11 protein-coding genes and 6 pseudogenes are annotated in these 19,925 nt (G+C 42.4%); 2 read left to right on the top strand and 15 right to left on the bottom strand.

The annotated features are described in order from the left end of the window. Window positions 1-55: 55 nt before the first annotated feature. The 15 genes and pseudogenes from JCM19055_RS01895 to hpf all read right to left on the bottom strand — a co-directional run bounded on the left by JCM19055_RS01895 (window position 56) and on the right by hpf (window position 18,771). Window positions 56-1,204, bottom strand: a complete 1,149-nt coding sequence (locus JCM19055_RS01895; RefSeq protein ID WP_042358266.1) for a DUF4097 domain-containing protein — start codon at window positions 1,202-1,204, stop codon at window positions 56-58. Between the two features lie 79 nt (window positions 1,205-1,283). Further along, window positions 1,284-4,147, bottom strand: a pseudogene (gene uvrA / locus JCM19055_RS01890) (excinuclease ABC subunit UvrA). A gap of 46 nt (window positions 4,148-4,193) precedes the next feature. Continuing rightward, a pseudogene (gene uvrB, locus JCM19055_RS01885) lies at window positions 4,194-6,167 on the bottom strand (excinuclease ABC subunit UvrB). Between the two features lie 169 nt (window positions 6,168-6,336). After that, the gene (locus JCM19055_RS01880; protein WP_152549692.1) at window positions 6,337-7,467 is read right to left on the bottom strand and encodes a PDZ domain-containing protein; all 1,131 of its coding nucleotides are present in this window, start codon (window positions 7,465-7,467) and stop codon (window positions 6,337-6,339) included. A 202-nt stretch (window positions 7,468-7,669) separates the two neighbouring features. Then, window positions 7,670-9,117 (bottom strand): annotated as a pseudogene (locus JCM19055_RS25025) (S41 family peptidase). A 313-nt stretch (window positions 9,118-9,430) separates the two neighbouring features. Beyond that, a complete protein-coding gene (locus JCM19055_RS01870) occupies window positions 9,431-10,792 on the bottom strand; it encodes a murein hydrolase activator EnvC (RefSeq protein ID WP_042358264.1) in 1,362 nt (453 codons plus the stop codon). Between the two features lie 35 nt (window positions 10,793-10,827). Beyond that, entirely contained in the window at window positions 10,828-11,544 is a 717-nt protein-coding gene (gene ftsX / locus JCM19055_RS01865) for a permease-like cell division protein FtsX (protein ID WP_370542945.1), read from the bottom strand. Further along, the gene (locus JCM19055_RS31050; protein ID WP_370542944.1) at window positions 11,519-11,722 is read right to left on the bottom strand and encodes a hypothetical protein; all 204 of its coding nucleotides are present in this window, start codon (window positions 11,720-11,722) and stop codon (window positions 11,519-11,521) included. Before JCM19055_RS31050 ends, ftsX begins: the two co-directional genes overlap by 26 nt. Next, window positions 11,706-12,391, bottom strand: a pseudogene (ftsE, locus tag JCM19055_RS01860) (cell division ATP-binding protein FtsE). Before ftsE ends, JCM19055_RS31050 begins: the two are co-directional and overlap by 17 nt. A 211-nt stretch (window positions 12,392-12,602) precedes the next feature. Beyond that, window positions 12,603-12,950, bottom strand: coding sequence for a cytochrome c (locus tag JCM19055_RS22330; RefSeq protein ID WP_052365785.1), 348 nt, complete (start codon window positions 12,948-12,950; stop codon window positions 12,603-12,605). Between the two features lie 61 nt (window positions 12,951-13,011). Next, complete coding sequence (locus JCM19055_RS01850; RefSeq protein ID WP_042358263.1) at window positions 13,012-13,359, bottom strand: cytochrome c; 348 nt, start codon at window positions 13,357-13,359, stop codon at window positions 13,012-13,014. Window positions 13,360-13,426: 67 nt separating this feature from the next. Then, a complete protein-coding gene (locus JCM19055_RS01845) occupies window positions 13,427-14,302 on the bottom strand; it encodes a YitT family protein (protein WP_042358262.1) in 876 nt (291 codons plus the stop codon). 73 nt (window positions 14,303-14,375) lie between these two features. Continuing rightward, window positions 14,376-15,483 (bottom strand): peptide chain release factor 2 gene (gene prfB / locus JCM19055_RS01840; RefSeq protein WP_152549691.1). Its coding sequence is split into 2 segments (ribosomal slippage): window positions 14,376-15,410 and window positions 15,412-15,483, totalling 1,107 coding nucleotides; the frame shifts between segments, so codons are not numbered across the junction. Window positions 15,484-15,498: 15 nt separating this feature from the next. Further along, a pseudogene (gene secA / locus JCM19055_RS01835) lies at window positions 15,499-18,015 on the bottom strand (preprotein translocase subunit SecA). Between the two features lie 190 nt (window positions 18,016-18,205). Continuing rightward, window positions 18,206-18,771: pseudogene (hpf, locus tag JCM19055_RS01830) on the bottom strand (ribosome hibernation-promoting factor, HPF/YfiA family). Between the two features lie 195 nt (window positions 18,772-18,966). On the opposite strand from hpf, the gene JCM19055_RS01825 reads away from it, so the two are divergent. Further along, complete coding sequence (locus JCM19055_RS01825) at window positions 18,967-19,425, top strand: hypothetical protein (protein WP_042358261.1); 459 nt, start codon at window positions 18,967-18,969, stop codon at window positions 19,423-19,425. Further along, on the top strand, window positions 19,398-19,895 hold the full coding sequence (locus tag JCM19055_RS01820) for a DUF6612 family protein (protein ID WP_152549687.1): 498 nt from the start codon (window positions 19,398-19,400) through the stop codon (window positions 19,893-19,895). Before JCM19055_RS01825 ends, JCM19055_RS01820 begins: the two co-directional genes overlap by 28 nt. Window positions 19,896-19,925: the final 30 nt, after the last annotated feature.

The raw sequence follows: 19,925 nt of genomic DNA, 5'->3' as shown, positions 1-19,925 counted from the left end.
CGTGATCAAGCTCTCCTTCCATAAAAGAAGAGAGCGGACCCCGCCGCTCTATCCTTTATTCTTCACTCTCTGTTTTAATTGAAATTGAACCCGTCTTAGTACTCGCATCGATGCGAATTTGATCCTCAAAGTTAGGGTTCGAAACGAGTGTCAACGTTTTCTGGATGAAGTCACGCTTCTCCTCATGGACGTCAACATTTGGGAGCTTCCAATGGTAGCTTCCCACATTTGTCTTTAGCTTCGCTTTGGTACTCACTTGATCAGGAACAATAACCTTCACTGAACCAGTACCGGCGTTTAACGACGCATACCCTGTTTTCACATCTTTAAAGTGACAATGGATCGTTCCATTTAATGCTTCTGCATCAATGTCTTTATAACTTCCATCCAATTCTACGCTACCATTAGCCGTCCTCAAATCGATGCGGTCAATTGTACCACCTTTAACGTGTACGGTACCGTTTAACGCTTCTGCTTCTAGAAGCTCTGTTTTAACTGCATCAACATCTAAACTTCCGTTAACAGATTTAATGGACAGATACGTTGTATCTGCATCAGCAACCGTCACCTTACCGTTAAATGTATATAACTTTACCTTTTCGAGCTTCTTCTTAGGCAAATAAACGGTCGTATTCAATTTAATACGCTTCGACTTCGTGTAAAAATGAAGTTCGTTGTCAATGGATTCGAAGACCGTATTTTCTAAGAAGCTGTTTCGAGCTTCTTCAACGTTGCTCGCTTTGTAAACTTTCGCCGTACATTCAAGCTTCACGTCAGGCTCATCCCACGTCTTTAACTCAACTGCACCATTTTCGAGGGATAAGTTAAACAAGTCTTCACTCATGCCTGTATGCTGAAAGATATGGTTAACTTCGACCGCATTGCCAAAGTTAAAATCAAGATCAAGTTCTTTAATCTTCGTAACTGCTGACTCGACAAAATCCGAAAACCAACGTGCACCTTCACTCCAACGGTTGTTGTCGTCTTGATTTACATTTTGGTCCGCTTGCTCATCAAAACGGCGATTGCCTTCTTCCCAGTTCACATCTGTGCTAAGTTGAGATTTATCTCTCGTTGTTGAACTGCTTACGGTCGGTTCAATGTTCGATGAATGATTGCTTATGGCACGCATAAGCTTTTCTCCATCCTCAGCACTAATTTTACCTTCGTCAATCATCTTGAGAATCATCTTACGCTCTTCCATGATGGTACCCTCGCTTTCCTTAACATTTAGCTATCTCACAATCCATTTACGAACAGCCACGGTATAAGGTTTCAAGCGTTTAGGAGCTAACAGATTCCTTTAGTTCATCCATGCGTTTCTTTTCTCGCTCTAAGATCGGTTTTAGGTAATCTCCCGTGTAAGAACCTTTCGTTTCAGCTACGACTTCTGGTGTGCCTGTTACGAGTATTTCTCCACCACCATCGCCACCTTCTGGGCCTAAATCAACAATGTGATCTACTGTCTTGATGACATCAAGATTGTGTTCAATAACTAGAACCGTATCTCCATTATCTACCAAGCGTTGAAGCACTTGTAGCAAACGTTTAATGTCATCTACATGAAGGCCTGTCGTCGGTTCATCAAGAATATACAAAGAGCGTCCGCTCGTACGTCGGTGCAATTGAGATGCAAGCTTCACTCGTTGCGCTTCTCCACCTGATAACGTCGTTCCTGACTGCCCTAGTTTTATATACCCTAATCCGACATCTTGTAACGTCTTTATCTTCCTGTATATCCGTGGAATGTTCTCAAAGAACACAATCGCTTCGTCAACCGTCATCGCTAGAATGTCAGCGATGTTTTTGTTTTTATATTTGATGTCTAGCGTCTCACGATTGTAACGTTTTCCATCGCATTCCTCACATGGCACATACACATCTGGGAGAAAATGCATTTCGATCTTCAGAATCCCGTCACCGCGACATGTTTCACAGCGTCCACCTTTTACGTTAAAGCTAAATCTGCCTTTTTGGTAGCCTCTTACTTTCGCTTCGTTTGTCATCGCATACACTTCACGAATGTAATCAAACACACCTGTATATGTTGCAGGATTTGACCTTGGCGTCCGACCAATTGGGGATTGGTCAATGTTCACAACATAATCAAGTTGATCAATACCTTCAATTTCTTTATGCTTTGCCGGTTTCTCCCTTGCACGATGGAGCTTTTGAGACAGTGCTTTACGAAGAATATCATTAATCAACGTACTTTTCCCTGAACCGGAGACGCCTGTGACTGCATTAAAAACACCGAGTGGTATATCAACCGTTACGTTTTTCAAGTTGTTTGCCGTAGCACCTTTAATCGTCAACTTCCGATCGGTTAATGCTCTTCGTTCTTTAGGAAGAGGAATGAATCGCTTCCCTGATAAATATTGACCCGTCAATGATTCAGGATCCTCCATAATTTCATCAGGTGTTCCTTCACTCGTAATATAGCCGCCAGCCAAGCCTGCACCAGGCCGATATCAACGATATGGTCTGCTGCAAACATCGTATCTTCATCGTGCTCAACGACGATTAATGTATTACCGAGATCTCGCATACGTTCAAGTGTTTTAATTAAACGTGTGTTATCCCGTTGATGAAGACCGATACTCGGCTCATCTAAAATGTACAGCACTCCCATCAGCGCAGAGCCAATTTGGGTCGCTAATCGAATTCGCTGAGCCTCCCCACCTGATAACGTTCCTGCTGTTCGACTCATCGTCAAGTAACCGAGCCCTACATTTGCTAAAAACCCTAAACGTTCATCGATTTCATTAATGATTAACCTTGCAATCTGCTTTTCTTTATCGGTAAGGTCGAGTGTTGTTACATAGTTCTTCGCTTCAAGGATCGGTAAGTCTGTTACTTGCCCAATATGCTTTCCTGCAACGAGAACTGACAAGCTTTCTTTCTTTAAACGATGTCCTTTACACGTGCCACACGCCTTACTAATCATGTATTGTTCCATTTGTTCCCGAACATAATCCGACGACGTTTCATGATAACGTCTTGAGATGTTGCGTAAAACACCTTCAAAGTAAATGGTACGCTCTCGCACCGTTCCAAATTCATTTTCGTGACGAAAAACAATTAAATCTTTTCCGCTACCGTAAAATAAGATATCAACATGTTCTTTCGGAAGCTCGTTAAATGGCACATCCATATCAATACCATAATGGGAGCAAACCGCTTCTAACAGTTGCGGATAATAATTAGAACTTGTTGGCTTCCAAGGTAAGATTGCATGTTCACGCAAGCTAAGAGAGGCGTCTGGAATGACTAACTCTTCGTCTGTCTCTAATTTCGAGCCTAATCCATCACACGTCGGGCAAGCTCCGAATGGATTGTTAAAAGAAAACAAACGCGGCTCTAGCTCTCCAATTGAGAAACCACATTGTGGACATGAATGATGTTGATTGAAGCGAATTTCATCGCCATCAATTAAATCAATTAGAATTTGACCTCCAGCAAGGTCTAAGCCCGTTTCCAGTGATCCTGATAACCTTGCTTCAATTCCATCCTTGATAACGATTCGATCTACAACGACCTCAATAGAGTGCTTCTTGTTCTTATCTAACTCAATCTCTTCTGAGAGGTCTAGAATCGTTCCATCGACTCGGACACGAACGTACCCTTGTTTCTTTAGATCATCAAACACTTTCTTATGGGTACCTTTTCGTCCTGAGACAATTGGAGCTAGTATTTGCATTTTCGTGCGTTCAGGATATTCTAGCAGTTGATCAATCATCTGTTGTACGCTTTGGGAAGTAATTGGGATGTTATGGTTCGGACAATAAGGCACACCGATTCTTGCAAATAAAAGTCGCAAGTAATCGTAGATTTCTGTAACGGTTCCAACGGTCGAGCGAGGGTTTTGACTTGTCGTCTTTTGGTCAATAGAAATCGCCGGTGATAACCCTTCTATGCTATCCACATCCGGCTTGTCCATTTGACCTAAAAACTGCCGAGCATACGCTGACAGTGATTCAACGTAACGTCGTTGTCCTTCCGCATAAATCGTATCGAAAGCAAGTGACGATTTCCCGGAACCAGATAGCCCCGTAAAAACGACCAACTTGTCTCTTGGAATCGTAATGTCAACGTTTTTCAGATTGTGTGATCGTGCACCTTTCACGCGAATGTTCTCTAATCCCATATCGATGTCTTCCTTTCATAACTCTTGCATTAATGGTGGTATCGTCCTACGACCCTTTTAATTCGATCAGAACGTCACGTAATTCTGCTGCTCGTTCAAAGTCCAACAGTCGCGCAGCATCTTTCATATCGCTTTCGATTTTCTCAATGGTTGCAATCCGTTCTTCTTTCGTCATCTTCTTCGGTGACTTGATCGTTTTCTCTTCGGCTGAATCATCCGTTGACAATGTCGCTTGTACAGTATCTGGGATCGCTTTGTTAATCGTCTGTGGTGTAATGCCATGCTTCTCGTTATATTCGATTTGAATCGTACGACGTCGCTCAGTTTCATCCATCGCTACCCGCATCGATCCTGTAATCTTATCTGCGTACATAATGACTCGCCCGTTTGCGTTACGTGCCGCACGACCCATCGTTTGAATCAATGAACGCTCCGCTCTTAGAAACCCTTCTTTATCCGCATCTAAGATTGCGACGAGTGATACTTCTGGAATATCCAATCCTTCACGTAACAAGTTAATTCCAACGAGACAATCAAATTCCCCAAGTCGAAGCTGGCGGATAATCTCTAGTCGTTCTAACGTTTTAATGTCAGAATGCAAATACTTCACTTTAATACCGACTTCCGTTAAGTACGCACTTAGGTCTTCTGACATTTTCTTCGTTAACGTTGTAATAAGAACCCGCTCAGAGCGTTCTGATCTTTTGTTAATCTCACCAATTAAATCATCAATTTGTCCTTGGATTGGTCTTACCTCTACTTCAGGGTCTAACAACCCCGTCGGTCGAATGATCTGCTCTACTACTTCTGGAGCTTTCTCTCCTTCATAAGGGCCAGGCGTTGCAGACACGTATACTGCTTGTGCTACTCGCTTCTCGAACTCTTCGAATTTAAGCGGACGGTTATCCATTGCTGATGGCAAACGGAAACCGTGGTCTACAAGAACTTTCTTGCGTGCTTGGTCACCGTTATACATCCCTCGAACTTGAGGTAACGTCACATGTGATTCATCAATAATTAATAAGAAATCTTTAGGAAAGAAGTCGATCAATGTGTACGGTGAATCACCGGCCTCACGGAATGTTAAGTGCCTTGAATAATTCTCAATGCCTGAACAAAAACCCATCTCATGCATCATTTCAATATCATAACGCGTACGTTGCTCTAAGCGTTGCGCTTCTAACAATTTATTGTTCGCATTTAATTCTTCTAGTTGTTCTTCCAGCTCTTTCTCAATGTTGACAATCGCACGCTTCATTTTCTCTTCGCGAGTAACAAAGTGAGATGCTGGGAAAATGGCAACGTGATTTCGTTCGCCAATCACCTCACCCGTAAGTGCATCAACTTCAGTAATGCGATCAATTTCATCGCCAAAAAAATTCAACGCGAATGCATTGTTCATCTCGCGAGGCAGGAAAGATCTCAACAACATCTCCACGTACACGAAACGTTCCGCGTATGAAGTTAATATCATTTCTCGTATATTGAATATCAACGAGATCATTTAATAGTTCGTCTCGACCTTTCTCCATATCAGTTCTAAGTGAGACGACGAGATCACGGTATTCTTCTGGAGAACCTAAACCGTAGATGCAAGATACACTAGCAATAATAATGACATCTTCACGCTCAAAAAGCGCACTCGTTGCAGAGTGTCTTAGTTTATCAATCTCATCGTTGATACTAGCATCCTTCTCAATGAATGTATCTGACTGTGGAACATAAGCCTCTGGCTGATAATAATCATAATAACTTACGAAATATTCAACAGCATTGTTTGGAAAAAATGATTTAAACTCACTGTATAGTTGGCCTGCCAGCGTCTTGTTATGAGCAATAATTAGCGTCGGCTTGTTAACTTCTTTAATGACATTCGACATCGTAAACGTCTTACCCGTACCTGTCGCACCGAGCAACACTTGATGCTTCTTCCCTTCGTTCACTTGCTTCACAATTTCTTTAATCGCTTGTGGTTGGTCCCCTTGTGCTCATAAGCTGACACTAGTTCGAATTGATTCAACGTTGCTCTCCTCCTACCGTGCGTACATCTTTTGTTACTAAAATTATATCATAATTTCATAAAAGCGAACATACTTTCGGTTTTTATTTCTGTACACAAAAAGACATTCCCGTTTTTCGGCATTCTATATCACTAGAATACCTCTTTTAGGAATGTCTAATCACTTTTGCTACGCATTTGTTTCATTTGATGTTGCTTCGTTCCCCTTCGTCTGCCACTCTACAGCCATCTCTGGGCGTAAAAAGACGATGCCTAATTCATGGTGTTCATTGTCGTATAATGCCGCTTGTTCAATCCGCTTTTCTCCACGTTCATCTACGACTTCAACTTTGCCATAAGCCGGGTTAATTTGGAGTTTCTGATAGAAGCTCCACTCACTATTCACAGGCTCTTGGTGAACTTTCGTTACGATTTCACCCGGTATTAACCCCATCTTCTCAGCCGGTGAACCTGGACGAACAGCTAAAATAACGACACCATCCGCTCGTGGCGTAAAATAAGGAGTTGCTTTGCGGTCTTGTAATCGTTTCGAAAGTTGGGCGGTGATTCTCAGCATTAACAAACCGATCACAACATACAAAAGTGCGGTTGGGTAATAAAAAACCGCAAACGAAGACGCACCAGCAAGAGCTGCAATCCAAAGGAGCTGAGTGCTCGTCCGCGCAAGTTGATGTCCGATCCTTTCGGAATAACTCACCGCATGAGCACCTAACAAAAATGGAACGAGTGTTACAGAGAGGCCGTCAGCCACAGGCAAGAACGGCCACCAATTTACGTTTGACACAAGCTCACCAGGAACAAAAACAAAGAGTGGAATTAAATACAAACGATCAAAGCGTTGACCGCCAATCCACTTCCCTCTTGAACTCTTTATTCGCAACGGTGAATATCGTCTACTACTGCGTCTTTCACGTAATAGTACCGCTTCAATAATTGTTAGTACAAAAACGAGCAAAAGCACCCATGCTGGTTCTGTCGTAGCTTCAGTTGGAAGCCAAGCCGCTTCATAAGTAATGTAGCCAAGCAACCAATGATCAATCAATAAAGCGATTAATAAGCTATATATTGGAGAGAGAAAACGTGTACCTCCAACTACGAGAAGGATTAAGTAAACGACAGCAGTAATCATTAAGTATTCTGTTGATAATACAATTCCAAGTAGTACAACAACGACGGATGCAATAATACCTGCAAGCACGCCAGGCACTAACGGGTGTAGCCACTCTTCTGTCCACGGTCGAATTGACGTATGAAACATCTTGCGCTCGCGCTTCATCCGCCTAAATCCAACCCACGCCATTGCAACAATCGCTACATATGTAAGTGGATGTACAAAAAAACATACCTATCCCTGTCAGTACATCGACCAGCCATGTCTGCATAGTGTGACCCCTTTATTGTCGTAATCAATTAATTCTAGTATAACGGAAACGGTTCGAAATAGCTTATAAAATAAATACATCCGTCGTTAAACGGATGTATTTATTTAAATGTATAGACACCTATTGCTGTTCAATGATAACTTCTAATGCTCGGTTTAATTGACGATCATTCTCAGGATCACGGATTTTCTCTACAATGCTTGTGTGAAGTGCCTGTGCCGTCGAATCGTCGACTTCACCCGTTACATCAAGATCATCATGCATTTGTTGAAACGCCGTAACCGCATTTTCTGTTTGTTCATCAAAGTACCCGTCAGTTCGTCCTGGCTCAAATCCAAGACCTTGGAGGATCTCTTGAGCACTCTTTACTTGATCGTTATTATCGTTAAGAACGAGAGAGTCATCAATGGAAAGTGCAGTTGAATAGAAGTAATCTGGTTGACTAACTTCAATCGTTGGATCTACGCCATCTTCATGAATGTTGTTCCCCGCTGATGTTAACCAACGGAACATCGATAAATTCATCTCACTTCCGTCCCCAAAATCATAAGATTGTTGGACCGTTCCTTTACCAAATGTCGTTTCACCTACAAGCTCATAACCACCGGCTTCCTGTAATGCAGCAGCTAAAATCTCAGAAGCAGAAGCACTACCACCGTTAATTAAACCGACAATTGGATAGTCTTTTTGATCTTCAAGTGTAGAAACCGTTTGAGAAATATCACCTGTTGCTCTTCAATCTGAACAATTGTTTCGCCCTTTGGCAATAGTAAACTACCGATATCTTGAACACTGTTTAGGTATCCACCAGGGTTTTGACGAACATCAATCACTAACCCGTCGATCCCTTCATTCTCAAGGTAATGCAAGCCATCTTCAAACTCTTGTGCCGTATCCACTGAGAACGATGTAATATCTATCACACCGATTGTTTGATCCTCATGTTCATACGTATTCGCATGCACTGTCTCAACAGGGATTGCGTCTCGCTCAATTTCAACTTGGAAAGGATCCGTTGCAGATGGACGTCCAATCGTCAGAACAACTGTTGTTCCTTTCTCACCACGAATTTGCATTAACGCCTCGTTTAATGACAATCCTTCCGTTGAATTGCCATCAACTTCTAAAATCCGATCATCAGGCATCAATCCTGCTTCCTCTGCTGGCGAGCCTTGAATCGGTGAAACGATCGTAACCGAGCCATTTACCATGTTCACTTCAGCGCCGATCCCTTCAAACTCATTACCTAGAGATTGCGTAAACTCGGCAGCTGTTTCACGGTCCATATAAACCGAATATGGATCATCTAATTCATGGAGCATTCCTCGAATAGCTCCTTCATACAAATCTTCTTCGTTAACATCTTCGACATAGGATTCAGAGATGACTTGAAATGCATCATGAACCTTATTCCAACCTTCACCTTCACTAGATGAAAGCTGATTCCCAGCAATCGGTGCTTCGTAATTGTTTCCATTACTAACACCCATACCGAGCAACAAGCCTCCTCCACCCGCTGCCAAAACTGTAACAGCAAGAACAACGATCCAAACACCTTTTCTATTCATTGTTGCTCCACCTCTATTTATATCCAGACCTAATGACTCTTCATGATTGTATGACAAGCACGTCGTACGTATGACGCTTATTCCTTCTTCTCATTTAAACACATTTCATCAGCAAGTACAAAAGGTAAATGGGCACGTTCTGTGACGTGTTTTCACGGGAATTTCTGCTCAATCATAGAAAGCGACAATCCGCTCTCCTGACTCGGCAAAAAAAGGATCTTCACCATCAGATAAAAGAATACAGCACCGTCCATGAGATCACAGTGCATACCTAAAGAAAACACAAGTCGCATAAGCAACTTGTGTTTTTGTATTATAGATAATTCATCGGGTCAACTGAGTTCGACTTGCTGCCATTCCAAGTTCCTTCATGAACCTCAAAATGCAGGTGTGCACCCTGAGAAGCGCCCGTATTACCCATGATTCCGATTTGTTGTGTTCGACTTACAGACTGACCTTGTGAAACACCAATTGAATCAAGATGAGCATAAAGTGTTTCTACAGTCCGTCCGCCAATCGTATGTCTAACGATGACAGTGTTTCCGTACCCGTTCATCCAACCAGCGAATGAAACTGATCCTGATTCCGCTGCTACGATTGGTACATTTGAACGTCCACCCGCACCGATATCAATACCGTGGTGGAAGCTGCCCCAACGGGGACCATACTGTGAAGAAATTCTACCTGTAGCCGGTGTTGCAAGTGTGCCTCCAGTATCACCTACGCTTGGAGGGTTTGATGCATTTGAAGAGTTATTGTTGCTACTATTGTTGCTAGAGCTAGAACTTGATTCAGATGAAGGAGACGTTGACGCTGATGCGACTGCTTCTTGCTCTGCTGCCTCAGCCGCTTCAGCTGCTTCACGTTCTGCTTGTGCATTCGCTGCTGCAACACGTGCTTCTTCTTCAGCTTTCGTAATCTCTGCTTGCTTAGAAGCTACTTGATCATCAAGAAGTAACTTTTCATTCGTAAATCCGTTGATTTCATCAAGAAGTTCGAGTTCGTCTTCTTTTAGATCAGACATAACACTTTCTTTAACAGCCATTGACCCTTCAAGATCTTTACGTAACTCTTCGAGTTCTTGTAAATGTGTTTCTAAGGCTGCTAGATTTTCTTCAACCTTTGCTTTCTTTTCTTCTAACAATTCGTGATCCGCTTGATGCTCTTCTAAGATCGCACGATCTTGTTCTGCAATCGTTGATAACGTATGTACGCGTTCAATAAAATCTCCAAAGCTTTCGGCGCCCAAAATAACTTCTAGGTATTCAACTGAACTGCCGCCACTTTTATACATTGAAGCTGCACGATCTTTAATTAGTTCATCTCGCTCAGCAATTCGAGCTTCGATTTCTTTAATTTCTTCTTTTAGCGCTTCGATTTCTGCTTCGATTTCTTCAATTTCTGCTTCACGACTCGCAATCTCGCTCGTTGTTTCTCCGATCTCTTGATCAAGTTCAGCGATTTCTTCATTGATTGCGTCTAAATCCTCTTCAACCCCACCAAGCTCTTGCTTTCTTTCATTGGAACGTTCTTCAATTCGTTCACGTTCACGTTCAAGATCTTGTAGCTCCTGCTCTAGACTACTAGAGGCGGAAGCTGAATCGTGAATCGTCGTCCAGCTTCCTAGCGCGATCAAGAACGCTGCGGCAAACATTATCATTTTCTTCCCCTGCATGCTGCATGCTCCTCCTCTAAACCTTACTCGTTTATCTATACCTTCAAAAACTTGCGAACCGACATTTGACTACCAAAGATTCCAACGAGAATACTGACTAGTAGTAGCAAACCTGAGATTTGCCAGATCATTGGATTCGGCTCTACAAATGTGAAAAATGGAACTTGGTCATACATAAAGCTGTAAAGATAACTGTAACCTACTGTTAAGCCGGCAATTGGAATGATGGCTCCAATCAGTCCGATCAACGCTCCCTCAATGAAGAAAGGGAAGCGAACAAAGCTATTCGTTGCACCGACAAGCTTCATGATTTGAATTTCATCTTTTCGAGACAAAATTGTAAGTTTAATTGTATTTGAAATGAGGAATACAGAAGTAAAGATGAGGCCAATAACTAGTGCGCCCCCTAGTATTCGTACATAATTCGTTACTGTGAACAATTGTCCAAGAATTGACTCCCCATATTCAACCGATTCGATGGCTGATTGTGCGTTTACTTCTTCTGCAACTGCAGCAGTCATTTGTGGATCTGTAGCTTGAATGATTAACGCATCATTTAATGGATTCTCTTCTCGTAAGTTCTCGAATACTTCACCATCTGAACCCATGCTTTCCATAAACACGTCAAGACCTTCATCGCGGTCTCGATAGACGACGTTCTCTACTGAATCATGACTTTCAACTTCTTCGAGAACAGTTTCTTGCTCTGATGCATCGACATCATGTTCAAAAAAACGCTCGAATTTCGACATCGTTCTCAATCGTGTCAATGAGATGATTCGTGTTGACAATTAAGAATGCAAACGCCCCAACAACGAAAAGCATAATTGCAACTGCGCTCATGGATGCAAAGCTCATCCATCCATTTCGACGTATGTTCTTAAACCCTTCACGACCGTGACGTGTGAGTGTTTTACGCTTGATAGCCATAAGAACCTCCCACTTCATCACGTACGACTTTGCCGTTTTCGATTGCAATAACTCGTTTTTTCAACGTGTTGACGATATGACTGTTATGAGTTGCCATAACAATTGTCGTGCCTCTATTGTTAATTTCCTCTAACGTCCCCATAATGCTCCAAGCGGTTTCTGGATCTAAGTTCCTGTCGGCTCATCAGCAATTAAGATCGCAGGTTGATTGACAATTGCTCTTGCAATGGCAATACGCTGCTTTTCTCCACCTGATAACTCACTTGTGTTGAACCTCGCCTTTGATTTCAAGCCTACAATCTCAAGAACGTCCATAACCTTCGTTTTAATTTGCTCTGGATCTTCTTCAATAACTTCAAGAGCAAACGCGATGTTTTCATAGACCGAGAGTTTTGTAAACAACTTAAAGTCTTGAAACACAACACCGATCTTGCGACGTAAGTAAGGAATCTGCTTGTCCGATAAATCGCCTAAGTTGTTCCCGTTAATCTGAATTAATCCTTCAGAAGGCTTTAATTCACGAATCATCAATTTGATAAATGTCGTTTTTCCGGCACCACTTGGTCCGACAACATACACAAATTCACCTTTGTCTATATGAATATTCATTCCGTTTAGCGCTTGTACCCCGTTTGGATACGTCTTGCGCACTCGTTTCATCGTAATCATGATAACCCCACACCTAATACACTTTTCTTGATCACGTAATCGCACACCTTTTCAGGTTTTATGTAGAATCATGGCATTCTTTGTCATGATCTACGAAAATTATTATATCAGACCCATCCTTTTTTTTGTGTTACAGTTTCATTTCATGTGTTTAACAACCTACCCTAGAAATATAACAAAAATAAAAACGAGCAGCTATTTTGCTCGTTTTTCAATCGTAATCTGCAATGTAATTCGCTACAGCTTCGGCCTCTTCCCCCTCTAATAAACCTGCTGGCATGCTTCCTGGTCCATGAACGATTGCATCAAGAACTTCCTCAGCACTGTAGCCTGCTAGAGGCGGGCCTGTCGCACCGCTTTCATTGTCTTCCATTTGTCCGTGGCAACTTAAACAATTTTGTTCATAAAGATGAGCCGCTTCAGCGCTGTCATACGTACGACCTACTTCCGCTTCTTGGTCGGTCGTTCCACCTTCTTCATCGCTAACCGGTTCGCGATCCTCCCCACAACCTGTTAAAAGCACGATTGCTGCAACTCCGATGATCAAACAACGTTTCATAGCGCATCCCTTTCTTCAAAAAAAGCTTTCGGATTGACCGAAAGCTTTTTTTGAATGTACATTATCCTTCTTCTGCAACATACTTCGCTACAGCGTCAGCATCTTCACCAGTCACAATATCTGCTGGCATGCTACCAGGACCTTCTTCAATTGCTGCTAACACTTCGTCTTCGCTATAACCTTCAAGCGCTGGACCTGACATCCCTTCGAAGTCACCACCGTGACAACTCATACAGTTTTGTTCATACAGTGCCATTCCTTCTTCAGCACTTACAGAACCGCCATCATCAGCAGCTTCTTCCTCCATTGCACCGTCATCATCCATCGCTGGATCTTCAGTGTCATCAGCGCCTCCACAACCACCAAGAATAAATGCAAGAGCACCCGTAATTAATAGTAGCTTCTTCACCCATCATACCTCCCTTCCTTTAAGAAAAATGGGCATACCAGATGCCCGTGACCTTAGTGTTCCTAAATCAATCCATTTTAAAACCCCGTCCAAGAACTTCTGTCGCATTGCTTACAACAACGAAAGCCTCATGATCGATTTTTTGTACGGTTCGCTTTAAAAGTGCCACTTCATTACGGTTTACAACGACCATCAAAACCGGTCGTTCGTCATCTGTGAATCCACCACTTGCTTGCAACTTCGTAACCCCACGATCAACATCGTGAAGAATTGCCTCTTTTACTTTGCCCTCTTCGCTCGTAATGATGAATGCCATTTTGTCATACCCAAGCCCTGTTTGGACGACATCAATCGTTTTTCCTGTAATAAAAAGCCCAATGAGTGCAAATAACGCGAGCTCGATACTAAACGCAAAAGCCGAAAGTGTCACAATGAGACCATCCATAAAAAACACACAAGCGCCAAGAGAAATGCCTGTGTACTTATTAATAACTTGGGCAGCCAAATCCGTTCCACCAGTTGAAGCTCCTGACCTAAACACGAGTCCTAATCCGGCACCAACACCAATTCCCCCGAATAACGAAGCGAGTAACGGATCACTCGTAAGTGGTGCCCAGTCTTCGGTTAACCAAACCACAAGAGGTAAAAACAACGTCCCAACAATCGTTTTGCCTCCGTATTTCCAGCCTCCCAGTAATAACATCCCTACTAAAAACAGAGGAATATTTAACGCCCACAACGTAATGTGCGGTGCAATTCCCATCGTATTGTAGACGATCGTCGCAAAACCACTCACACCGCCTGAAGCAATTTGGTTAGGTAGTAAAAATAAATTATATGATATCGCAACGAGCGCAGATCCAGTAAGTACGAGAAATAAATTTAGGAAAAATCTCGCGTTGCCTTCAAGCGGTTGCCTTCGTTTTGTGTCGATTTGAGTCATTGAATTCGTACCCCTTTCATTCAATATGCACAAAAATTAAGCTGCCCATTCGGGCAGCTTATTGAGACCTTGATTATTTTGTGGAGAGTGTCGAACGTAAATACTCATCAATAAATGGATCAATACCGCCGTCCATCACCGCACCCGTATTTCCAATCTCATGGTTCGTCCGATGATCTTTCACCATGTTATACGGATGGAATACATAAGAACGAATTTGGTTACCCCAACCAATATCGCCTTGGTCTCCACGCAATTCATTAATTTCTTGTTGTTGCTTTTCAATCTCTAATTGATACAAACGGGCTTTTAGCATTTTCATCGCTTGTTCCCTATTTTTAATTTGTGAACGTTCATTTTGACATTGAACGACTGTATTTGTTGGGAGATGCGTAATTCGAACTGCAGAGTCAGTCGTATTGACATGCTGTCCACCTGCACCACTGGCACGGTACGTATCAACTTTTAAGTCTTCTGTATTAATCTCAATATTCACGTCATCGTCCATTTCAGGCATCACGTCACACGATACGAAAGACGTATGGCGTCGTCCTGATGAGTCAAACGGTGAGATCCGCACAAGACGGTGCACACCTTTTTCTGCTTTTAAATATCCGTACGCATTATGACCTTTAATGAGAAGCGTTACGCTTTTAACACCTGCTTCATCACCAGCAAGGTAATCTAGCGTCTCTACAGAAAAACTTCGCTTCTCCGCCCATCGTTTGTACATTCGAAGAAGCATCTCTGCCCAATCTTGGGATTCCGTACCGCCAGCACCTGGATGCAATTCTAGAATTGCATTGCTTTTGTCGTACGGCTCACTTAATAACATTTGTAACTCAAAATCGTTAATTTGTTGTCCAAGTGATTTCAAACCCGTTAATAGCTCTTGTTCCAAATCAGCATCTGGCTCTTCTTGAAGCAGCTCGAAACTCACTTCCAAGTTCTCGAGCTCTTCTTCTAAGTTCCGGAAGGTAACCGTGATGTCTTTTAGTCCGTTTGATTCATCAATAACCTTTTTAGATTCATTTTGGTTATCCCAAAAGCCAGGCTCTGTCATCTTGAGTTCAAGTTCTTTAATGCGATCTTCTTTGACATCTAAGTCAAAGAGACCCCCTAAAGTCCGCAAGACGTTTTGTCATTGCTGAGATATCATTACGAATTTCTGAGCTATCCATGTTTATCATCCTTTATTATGCACCGTGGCAATGTTTGTATTTCTTACCGCTACCACATGGGCAAGGCTCGTTACGACCTGCTTCAGGTGTCTTTTTAATCGGTTGTTTTTTTCTTTTGTTCCTGCTTTTGTTCACCGTGAGTCGCTTGTTGCTGTTCAGCGACTTGTTCACGTTGCATGTTGTTTCGAATTCTTGCTTTCATGACATAACGAGTCACTTCTTCCTCGATATCAGAAACCATGATTTCGAACATGTTGTACCCTTCTTGACGGTATTCGCGAAGAGGGTCGTTTTGTGCATACGCACGTAAGTGAATTCCCTGACGAAGCTGCTCCATTTGATCAATGTGATTCATCCATTTACGATCAACCGCACGAAGCATAATGACCTTTTCGAACTCGCGCATCTTTTCTTCGCCAATTTCAGCTTCTTTGGCTTTGTAGTTGGCTTTGACCTTGCCTTCAAGAAGTTCAACGATCTCTTCTGGTTCTTTACCATACAAGTCGTTTACCGTAACATCGCCACGGTAAAGTACGGAGTTGTTCAGCTCTGCAATCAGACCATCAATATCCCAGTCTTCCGGTACTTCACTTTCAGGCGTAAACTGCGCAACCGTTCGTTCGAGTACACTTTGCATCATGCCACTTACAACTTCTTCAAGGTTGTCTGACTCAAGCACGTCCATTCGTTGCTTGTAAATGATGTCGCGCTGCTCACGCATAACATCGTCGTATTGAAGAATTTGTTTTCGAGCATCAAAGTTGTGCCCCTCAACTCGTTTTTGAGAATACTCAACAATTCGCGTAACAACTTTACTTTCAAGAGGCTCATCGTCTTCCATACCCATTTTTTTCTAACGTACTTTGCATTTGTTCGTTTGCAAAACGTCTCATGAGCGTATCTTCCATTGAAAGATAGAACTGTGACATTCCTGGGTCACCTTGACGGCCTGAACGTCCACGAAGCTGGTTATCAATACGGCGACTTTCGTTACGCTCCGTACCGAGTACGAACAAACCACCAAGCTCCGGTACACCTTCTCCAAGTTTAATATCTGTACCACGACCGGCCATGTTCGTCGCAATCGTAACTGCGCCCTTTTCTCCGGCCTTCGTAATGATTTTGGCTTCATTCGCGTGGTTCTTAGCGTTTAAGACGTTGTGTTCAATCTTTCGTTTTTTAAGCATCTTTGAAACGAGCTCAGACGTATCAACATTCGCTGTACCAACTAGAATAGGTTGTCCTGTTTTGTGGATCTCCTCGACACGTTCAGCAACTGCTTTGAATTTGAATTCCATTTTACGGTAGATCAAATCAGATTGATCTTGTCGTTGAATTTGAACATTCGTCGGAACAGAAATAACGTTCATATTGTAAATGTTTTGGAATTCCTCTTCTTCCGTCTTAGCTGTACCGGTCATCCCCGACAGTTTCTGATACATACGGAAGTAGTTTTGGAACGTAATGGATGCTAGTGTCATACTTTCTTTCTGGATGGCTAAGCTTTCTTTTGCTTCAATCGCTTGGTGAAGACCATCTCCATAACGGCGGCCTTTCATCAGACGGCCTGTAAAGGAGTCAACGATGACAACTTCGCCTTCTTCGACTACATAATCTTCATCACGGTTCATTGCACGATGCGCTTTTAACGATTGGTTAATATGATGGGTAAGTTGAACGTTTCCAGAATCAAATAGGTTATCTAAGCCAAAATAATTCTCCGCTTTATTAACGCCTTCTTCTGTTAAACGTACGTTTTTCGATTTCTCTTCAAACGTAAAATCTTCTTCTTCGCGAAGCATCCGAACGAAGCCGTCGGCTTTTACGTAAAGATCTGTGCTCTGTTCAACAGAACCTGAAATGATAAGTGGCGTTCTTGCTTCATCAACAAGAATTGAGTCGACTTCATCGACCACTGCATAGTGAAGAGAACGCTGAACCATTTGATCTTTGTATAACACCATATTGTCACGAAGGTAATCAAAGCCAAACTCATTGTTCGTTCCGTACACGACGTCACACTTGTATGCTTCGCGCTTCTCATCTTTTGTTAGACCTTTTTCATTTAGACCAACAGTAAGCCCTAAGAAACGGTATAGCTCACCCATTTGCTCGCTATCTCGCCTCGCAAGATAGTCGTTCACCGTAACAACGTGAACTCCTTTTCCAGTAATTGCGTTCAAGTAAACCGGCATTGTTGCTACGAGGGTTTTACCTTCACCCGTCTTCATTTCCGCTGTATCACCGCGATGCAAAACAACACCACCGACTACTTGTACATCAAATGGACGCATTCCAAGCACACGGTCTGCTCCTTCGCGTACGACGGCAAACGCTTCTGGCAGTAGGTCATCGAGTGATTCTCCGCCTTCATAGCGTGATTTGAAGTTCTCTGTTTTCTCGGCAAGTTGGTGGTCAGACAATGCTTTCATGTCATCGCCAAGATCATTTACACTGTCTACAATCTTTTGTAGTTTCTTTAATTTTTTTATCGTCTGTATCTCCAATTACTTTCTTTATTAGACCAATCACTTGACCATCTTCCTCTCAAAGTTGGGTTGATGTTGATGGAGTATATGAGGGTTTTACCTATTTACCCAATTTGTATCAATTGTCTCCAATCCCTATTTTAACAATTTGTCTTCTTTGATACAATGAGGGGAATTTGTCGTATCGTAAAAAAAGGGATCGCCCATCATTTGGGGCGATCCCTTTCGCTCGTTTAAGCTTCTGGCTCAATCAAACCGTAGCGACCATCTTTTCTTCGGTAAACAACATTTGTATCACCGTTATCTGCATTTGAAAACACGAAGAATGAGTGGCCTAGCATGTCCATTTGTAGAACAGCTTCTTCCGCATCCATCGGCTTTAAATTAAAACGTTTCGTACGAACGAGGTTAAAGTAATCTTCTTCATCTTCAGGAGAATAACCGTTCGACAGTTCCGTTACACCGATTTCGTTTTTAAAGATATCCTTTGTTCCACTTTGACGAAACTTGCGATTAACCTTTGTTTTGTACTTGCGAATTTGTCGTTCGAGCTTCTCAACGACGAGATCAATCGCCGCGTACATATCTGAATGCTTTTCTTCTGCTCGTAGAAGAAGCTGAGACATGGGAATCGTCACTTCAATACTGTGTTCATTTGTGCTTCTCACCTGCATTTTAACATGAACGTCAGCAACAGGGTCGAGTCAAAGTACCTCTCCACCTTGCCAACTTTCTTTTCCACATAGTCTCGTAATGATGGTGTTACTTCCATGTTCTCACCACGGATGTTGTAATTCATCATCAAGAACTCCTCCTTTCAGGATGTCTACACTTTCTATATACCACTCTTAAATCCCTTCTAAAACGACAAATTCGTTACAATAAAATGACAACATTCTTCCTAAGGGTCTAACCGTCTATTCCCTCGCACATACAGTATCCAAAAATATATGGTACGATACAGTCAGAAGCTCCAATGAAAGGGGATCTGACTGTGCGAAAATTACTTCTATCCATCACTCTCGCCGTAACTGTCAGTGTCGTTACCGCTTGTCTTGATTCTGATGAAGAAGATACAGAACAAGACGTCCCCGAAGATGAACGTGTAACTGACGAAGACCAACACGTTGAAGAAGATGAAAGTGAAGAAGCGCTCTCATGGATCACTTCATCTATGGAAGCAATGCAACAATTAAACAGCTTTGAAGTGTCCATGTCTGCTGAACAACGAAATCGAAGGAATATTAATACTTCTTATGTTCAAACCGAAACGACGCAATGGGTATCGAAGGATCCCTTTGCTTATCATGAAATTGCGACGATGACCGACCCGAATGCTGAAGAACTTGAACGAACATTTGAAACTTATTTACACGAAACAGAAGGTTCTACATTTATGAACCTAACTTTGAAACGTGGATGCACATGCCCGATGAAACGCTGCAATCCATGAACTCTTTACAGAACTATCAAGATGAACAGCAGTTAACGATCTTTCTTGATTATCTTGTAGAAAGCTCCTTGTCTATGGAAGAGAATGATGATGGGACGATTACGATTACAGCAATTGGTGACACAGAAACTGTCAATGAACAAGGTGAACAGATTTCTGACGTTTTGCAAGGAGGGTTTGGTTTAATGATGGATGATTTGCAATCACTTCTTACCATCCAATCGTTAAATTATGAACTTACGATCGATCGCGAATCAAAGTACTTAGAGTCGTTCTCAACATCGATTGAACTGTTCATCTCGCCTGAACAAGGTGCACAAATTCATGCAAATCAACAATTAGACCTAACGTACGATCGCCACAATGAGATTGACCCCATCACAATCCCTGACTTTGTAAAAGAAGAAGCAGAGCCTGTACAAATTGATACAGAAGCTTTCCAAAACATGCAACAAGAAGGAACCGAATAAGCTGCCTATTCCAGTAGGCAGCTTATTTTT

The organism is Geomicrobium sp. JCM 19055, from assembly GCF_000698185.1.
Lineage (GTDB): Bacteria > Bacillota > Bacilli > Bacillales > Marinococcaceae > Geomicrobium_A > Geomicrobium_A sediminis.
The sequence above is the reverse complement of the archived record's forward strand: the minus strand, read 5'-3'. Positions and strand labels throughout refer to the sequence as shown.

Coding starts and splice junctions, on each gene's coding strand:
- JCM19055_RS01895 (WP_042358266.1), bottom strand. CDS start 1,204: ATGGAAGAGCGTAAGATGATTCTCAAGATGATTGACGAAGGTAAAATT.
- JCM19055_RS01880 (WP_152549692.1), bottom strand. CDS start 7,467: ATGGCGTGGGTTGGATTTAGGCGGATGAAGCGCGAGCGCAAGATGTTT.
- JCM19055_RS01870 (WP_042358264.1), bottom strand. CDS start 10,792: ATGCAGGGGAAGAAAATGATAATGTTTGCCGCAGCGTTCTTGATCGCG.
- ftsX (WP_370542945.1), bottom strand. CDS start 11,544: ATGTCGAAATTCGAGCGTTTTTTTGAACATGATGTCGATGCATCAGAG.
- JCM19055_RS31050 (WP_370542944.1), bottom strand. CDS start 11,722: ATGGCTATCAAGCGTAAAACACTCACACGTCACGGTCGTGAAGGGTTT.
- JCM19055_RS22330 (WP_052365785.1), bottom strand. CDS start 12,950: ATGAAACGTTGTTTGATCATCGGAGTTGCAGCAATCGTGCTTTTAACA.
- JCM19055_RS01845 (WP_042358262.1), bottom strand. CDS start 14,302: ATGACTCAAATCGACACAAAACGAAGGCAACCGCTTGAAGGCAACGCG.
- JCM19055_RS01820 (WP_152549687.1), top strand. CDS start 19,398: ATGCCCGATGAAACGCTGCAATCCATGAACTCTTTACAGAACTATCAA.